This window comes from Arthrobacter sp., assembly GCF_031179985.1.
Taxonomy (GTDB): Bacteria; Actinomycetota; Actinomycetes; order Actinomycetales; family Micrococcaceae; genus Arthrobacter.
This window is the reverse complement of sequence record NZ_JAPSHJ010000077.1, coordinates 3,284-8,859: the sequence shown is the minus strand read 5'-3', so window position 1 is coordinate 8,859 and position 5,576 is coordinate 3,284. Positions and strand designations below refer to the sequence as shown.

5 protein-coding genes are annotated in these 5,576 nt (G+C 62.9%); 1 reads left to right on the top strand and 4 read right to left on the bottom strand.

Annotated elements, in window-relative coordinates:
• The 3 genes from RIN13_RS19405 to paaZ form a co-directional block, all read right to left on the bottom strand.
• Positions 1–324 (bottom strand): hypothetical protein (locus tag RIN13_RS19405; RefSeq protein WP_309108950.1); only part of this gene is annotated, 324 nt, incomplete at its 3' end.
• Between the two features lie 146 nt (positions 325–470).
• Positions 471–749, bottom strand: a complete 279-nt coding sequence (locus tag RIN13_RS19400; RefSeq protein WP_309108949.1) for an antibiotic biosynthesis monooxygenase — start codon at positions 747–749, stop codon at positions 471–473.
• A 143-nt stretch (positions 750–892) separates the two neighbouring features.
• Positions 893–3,013 (bottom strand): phenylacetic acid degradation bifunctional protein PaaZ, encoded by a 2,121-nt coding sequence (paaZ, locus tag RIN13_RS19395; RefSeq protein ID WP_309108948.1) that lies wholly within the window; start codon positions 3,011–3,013, stop codon positions 893–895.
• A gap of 298 nt (positions 3,014–3,311) precedes the next feature.
• On the opposite strand from paaZ, the gene RIN13_RS19390 reads away from it, so the two are divergent.
• Positions 3,312–3,677 carry a hotdog fold thioesterase gene (locus RIN13_RS19390; RefSeq protein WP_309108951.1) on the top strand — a complete coding sequence of 122 codons (366 nt, stop codon included), beginning with the start codon at positions 3,312–3,314 and terminating at the stop codon, positions 3,675–3,677.
• A gap of 4 nt (positions 3,678–3,681) precedes the next feature.
• Here RIN13_RS19390 and RIN13_RS19385 read toward each other — a convergent pair.
• On the bottom strand, positions 3,682–5,576 hold a 1,895-nt coding region (locus RIN13_RS19385), incomplete at its 5' end, for a S1 family peptidase (protein ID WP_309108947.1).

Sequence of the window (5,576 nt, the reverse complement as noted above, 5' to 3'; positions counted from 1 at the left end):
CCCCCCTGAGTGGACTTCGACGGGTACCCGGACAGGTTCGTCGCCCGGGCTCTCGGTGAAGAGTGCTTCCACGATGAACCCCGGAGTGGATCCCTGACGGGGAACCTTCTCCGCGCTCGTGCCCCTCAATTCCAAATCAGAAGCTCCAAAGATTTGAAGCCTGAAGCTGAGTGCCCCGGGCAGAGCCTGCAGGGCTCTGAGAGCTACCAGCGCGTTCTCCCCTTCGGCCAGGGTGACGTCGTAACCCGCTAGTGGTGCCGGTAAGGCCATGGGTGGAAACGGGCCGCGCCAATTGTCCTGAAGACCGTAAGGAGAATTATTCATGTGGGACTCCGGATCGGAAAATTAGGTCCATAAAGCCACCTTATCGAGGACCACCTATGTATCCCTTGGACGACGTGAAGGGGAGCTTTCACCGGACGTTGGACTCACCGACGGAACCCGCTGTGCACGAGTGATGTAGTCCACGGCTATATGCCTTCGACCGTGTACCTCCGCTCCATGCCGGCAGTCACCCGGCCCCATTCGCTCTCTGCCACTCGTTCCTGATGTGCCCGAAATGCGTCGGCGTCCCGAAACTTCTCCTCGACCTGCCATTCCAATGACCCCGGACTGCGGTTCACCTCGAATGAGATGCACCCTTCCTCAGCACGCGTCAGCTCTACATGAAGAGGAAGGTGGTGCACCACGACCGCAACGTCATCTTTGTCGCTGCAGATGAGTTTCCCGGTCAGAAGGACGTTTTTCACAGCTTCATCCTCACACGATTGATGCAACACCCGCATGGCACGGTGAAGGATCGGCGTCTGAACGAAACGTGAAGGAGCGTCCCCAAAAAACCCGCGAAACGTGAAGGAGCGTCCCCAAAAAACCCGCGAAACGTGAAGGAGCGTTACTTCTCGACGAGGGTCAGGACGTCGTAGGTTGCCACGATTTCGTCGTTCTGGTTCGTCAGGAGGGCGTCCCACGCCACCTCGCCATACTCGTCAGTTTCGCGGGGCGTGATCTTCTTCACCGTGAGCGTGACACGGATGGAGTCCCCTGCCGCCACGGGCGTGATGAAGCGCAGGTTTTCCAATCCATAGTTGGCAAGGACAGGCCCCGGAGCAGGCTCGACAAACAACCCGGCCGCCCAGCTCAGCAGCAGATACCCGTGGGCCACGATTCCAGGGAAGAACGGGTTGGCTTCCGCCGCTTCCTGGTTGGTGTGCGCGTAGAAGGTATCCCCGGTCGAGTTGGCGAACGCGGTGATGTCCTCCAAAGTGACCTGGCGCAGCTCGGAACGGACAGCGTCCCCGATACGCAAGGTATCCAGCGACTTCCGGAACGGGTGTGTCTGCTCCGTTTCCAGGGTGAAGTTCCGGTCGGCGCCGGCATGCCACACACCCGTGACCGCGGTGAGCATGTTCGGGGAGCCCTGGATGGCTGTGCGCTGCATGTGATGCAGGACTGAGCGGATTCCACCCAGCTCCTCGCCGCCACCCGCACGCCCCGGACCACCATGGACCAGGTGCGGCAGCGGTGAACCATGGCCGGTGGAGCTGCGTGCGTCCTCGCGGTTGAGCATGAGCACGCGGCCGTGGTGGGCTGCAATTCCAGTGACCAGTTGCCGGGCAACCTCGGGATCGTTGGTGCAGACGGAGGCGACGAGGGACCCGCCGCCACGCGCGGCAAGCCGGACGGCGTCGTCAATATCCGAATAGCCGATCACGGAGGATACGGGCCCGAACGCCTCAAGCGAATGAACCTCCTCAGCCTCTGCATCAGCCCAGCTCAGCAGCACGGGCGACATAAAGGCACCGTCCTCGACGACGCCCACTCCCCCGTCCCTGTTGGTAACCTTCGGCGAATCGAGAGTGCCGTACGCGAGCTCGCCGCCGGCATCGAGCATTGACTGAACGGCAGCACGGACGTCCGCGAGCTGTTCCAACGAGGCAAGGGCGCCCATGGTGACGCCCTCAGCCCGGGGATCACCCAGGACCACGCGCTCCCGGACACGTTCGCCCACTGCATCGACGACGTCGGACACCAGTTCCTGGGGCACAATGGCCCGCCGGATCGCGGTGCACTTTTGCCCTGCCTTTGTGGTCATCTCCGCAACCAGGGATTTGATGAAAGCGTCGAATTCAGGGGTTCCTTTGACGGCGTCGGGCCCCAGAATGGCCGCATTCAAGGAGTCCGTCTCGCAGGTGAAACGAACCCCGCCTTCGCCAATGTTGACATGCGACTTGAGCTTTACGGCCGTAGACGCAGACCCCGTAAATGACACCAGGTCCCGGTAGTCCAGGTGGTCCAGCAGGTCGCGGGCGGAGCCTGAAATAAGCTGGAGTGCACCCTTGGGCAGGATGTTGGACTGCACGATTGCCTTGACCACGGCAGCAGCAACGTACCCTGTGGGCGTAGCCGGCTTCACGATGGTGGGGACCCCGGCAAGGAAGGCAGGGGCAAGCTTCTCCAGCATCCCCCAAACGGGAAAGTTGAAGGCGTTGATCTGGACTGCGACGCCGGGGATGCGGGTGTAGATGTGTTCGCCGGCAAACGATCCGTCCTTCGACAAGACCTCCATGGGGCCGTCCACCACCACCTGGGCGTTGGGAAGTTCGCGCCGCCCCTTCGACCCGAAAGTGAAGAGGACGCCGATTCCGCCGTCGATATCCACCATTGAATCAATCCGGGTGGCGCCCGTCTGCGACGAGAACGCGTAGAACTGCTCGCGGCGCTCGTTGAGGTACTGCGCCAGCTCCTTGAGCTTCAGCGCGCGCTGGTGGAAGGTCAGTTTGCCCAGTTCCTCCTGCCCGGTGGTACGTCCGTAATCCACGACGGCGGCGAGGTCCAGTCCCTCGGTGCTCACCTTCGCAAGGAGCTCCCCCGTACTGGCATCCATGACCGGGACAGCGGATTCGGCGGCAGCAGCGTCCGGCGTCCACCAGGATTCCTGCACGTAGCTGGGAACGGTTTCTACTGCATCTACCGTGGGCTGGATGTCTCCAAAGGAGCTGGTAATGGTGGTCATCGTTGACGGGTCCTTCCAACGCGGGGCAAGATCACACAGCCAGCATTACTGACCGTCCGTTCGGTAATATGACTAGAGTACATGAATGTGCCGTGCCGCACACTAGAGCCAGGACACTGGATACACCAGGCACCCCGATACAGAACGCACCGCTGCAGAGGAGAGATGAATGATTCCCGACCCCGGCATTCCGGAGGATGACGCTGGCGATGACGCTCCCATCGCAGGCCGAGATGACGATGGTGGTGCAGAAAACGGCGCGCTCTGGAAAATTACCCTCGGCGAACTCGACGAGAAGATGGGGGTCAGGATCCTCGAGGAGTCTGTGGAACGGGTGGTTGCCACCATGCCCGTGGAGGGGAACCGCCAGTCATTCGGGCTCCTGCACGGTGGGGCATCCTTGGCTGTCGGAGAGGCCGTCGGGTCCTGGGCCGCGGTGATTCACGCCAGCACGATGGGCAAGACCGCTGTGGGGGTGGACGTCTCCGCGACCCATCATCGCTCGGCCCGTAAAGGCCTGATCACCATCACCGCAACACCGCTTCAGCTCGGCAAGACCCTCACCGCTCACGAGGTAATCATCACCAACGAAGGCGGTCAGCGGCTGTGCACCCTCCGGATCACCAACCTCTTGCTGGACCGCAAGGCTGCGGCCGAAGACTGATTCCCTAGCGGCGAGTGTGGCGGCCGGCGGCAAACAACGCGATCGAGCCCAGGAGCAGGACGCTCCCTCCGATGCCTGTCAGGAGCCAGATACCGTCGGCGCCGGTCAGCGCGAGCCAGCCGTACGACGTCGGGATGTTGCTTCCCGCGCGACCGGCACCTGCGGTATCGCCACCCTCAACGGGAAGCACCGCCGTAACCGATGGCTTCGGATCCACGATGAATGTCAGGGCGGCCTCGGCCGACGCTACGCCTTCCATGGATTGCGTAACCGCCAAGGTGTGCGCGCCGGCCGCGACGTCTGCAGGCAGCGAAACGCTCCACACCCCGCTCGCTTCGACAGCCAGGGCGTCCGCGTCCTGGGCATGCACGGTGGGTTTGACGGCCACGACGCTGTCCAGCTTGACGCCGTCGAACTCAACACTGATCAGCGCACCGTTAAGGCTTGCGCCCGTGAGCTCTTGGGGAACGGCATCCCAGGCGAAATGCTGGCCATCCTTGATGTTGGTTACTGACGGCGTGGGCGGTACCAGGGTGAAATTCCTGACCACCGGCGGGCTGTCCTGCATCCCGGTGGCGGTTTGGACTGCCGTGACCGAGGTCGGGCCATAGTCGAGTTCGCTCTCCACAGCGAAGACCCATTGGCCGCTCCAGGAAACAAGGGCCGAGCCGACAACCGCTCCTGAGAGTTCCACGGTGGCGCCTGGAGTGCCGCTCCCCCGGATTTCATCAATCGAGGTGAGTACGGCACTTTCGGAGGGCCCGACAATCACTGGAACAGGCAGCGTTCCTGACCCGACGACGACGTCCAACGACGCCGCGCCTGAGCTGCTGAAGCCATTGACAGTCTCGGCCGTGAAGCTGAGTTCGCCGGGGGTTGCAGGAGCCGTAAAATGCCAGGTGCCGTCGCCGCCGACCGGTACATTGAAGGGGTCCTGCCCAGGCACTGAAATCCGGACCTTGGAGTTCGCAGCCAGCGACGTAGCCGGTGCTGCATCCACCCGGCCAGTGATGGTTCCGCCCCCTGCGACGGCGTCGCCGTCGGCTGGGCTGGTAAGCACAGGCTTGTTCAGGAAGACCTCCAGCTGCACGCCGGGGAGGCGGGTCATGGCGTCATTGAGAGTTGTGGCGACAGCGAAGTTCTGTGCCGAGCCGGGAGAATCGCCGGCGGTATGGGTTCCCACGGCATAGTTGCCGCTGATCCAGGGCCCGCCTGAATCGCCGCCGCTGGACTGCACTGAAAAGGAGAGGAATCCACGGATAGCCCTGAAGTCATTGGCGAGACCGCTGTGCCCGCCCATGACATAAATCCCCACTTCGTCCACAGTTCCGCAGGACCATCCGGAAGTGCGCCCGGACCGGCAAACAGACTGCCCCTGGAACGGCTGGGTGCTGCCGACGATCTTGACGCTGCTGGCTCCCAGGTCTGCGGGGTCGCCCCACTGCGTTGCGGCCGGTTGTGGTTTGAGGGCGGCGGGAACACCTTCAATGACGGCGATGTCCGTCCCGATGTTGCCGATAGTGTCGGGGTTCTCGGGGTTCCCGGTTATCCAGGAGTTGTTGGGGCCTCCGAACTGGCTGAATCCGAAGGTTCCGAGTTTGCCAGTGATTTCCGGCGGGACGGAGGCGCCGCCGGCCGGTTCGCTCGCGGGGAGTGCCACCTCCGCCAGCTGGGCAGCACCGTCGTCGGTGCAATGCCCGGCAGTCAATACCAAAGGGTCCCCGCTGGGACTGAAGGCCGAAAACCCGGCCGAGCAGACAGTACCGCGATCGATGAAGTACCCCTGCCCGCCGTAGAAATCATCCTCGGGCGCGATGGGTTCGCCTTCCTCGAGTTTGACGTTGGCATATTTGGCCACGAACTCCGCCGGCGACATCTTCGCTTCCCCGGGAGGGTCTT

Excerpts from the sequence above, each read along its gene's own strand:
- RIN13_RS19390 (WP_309108951.1), top strand. The coding sequence starts at position 3,312 with ATGGGGGTCAGGATCCTCGAGGAGTCTGTGGAACGGGTGGTTGCCACC.
- paaZ (WP_309108948.1), bottom strand. The coding sequence starts at position 3,013 with ATGACCACCATTACCAGCTCCTTTGGAGACATCCAGCCCACGGTAGAT.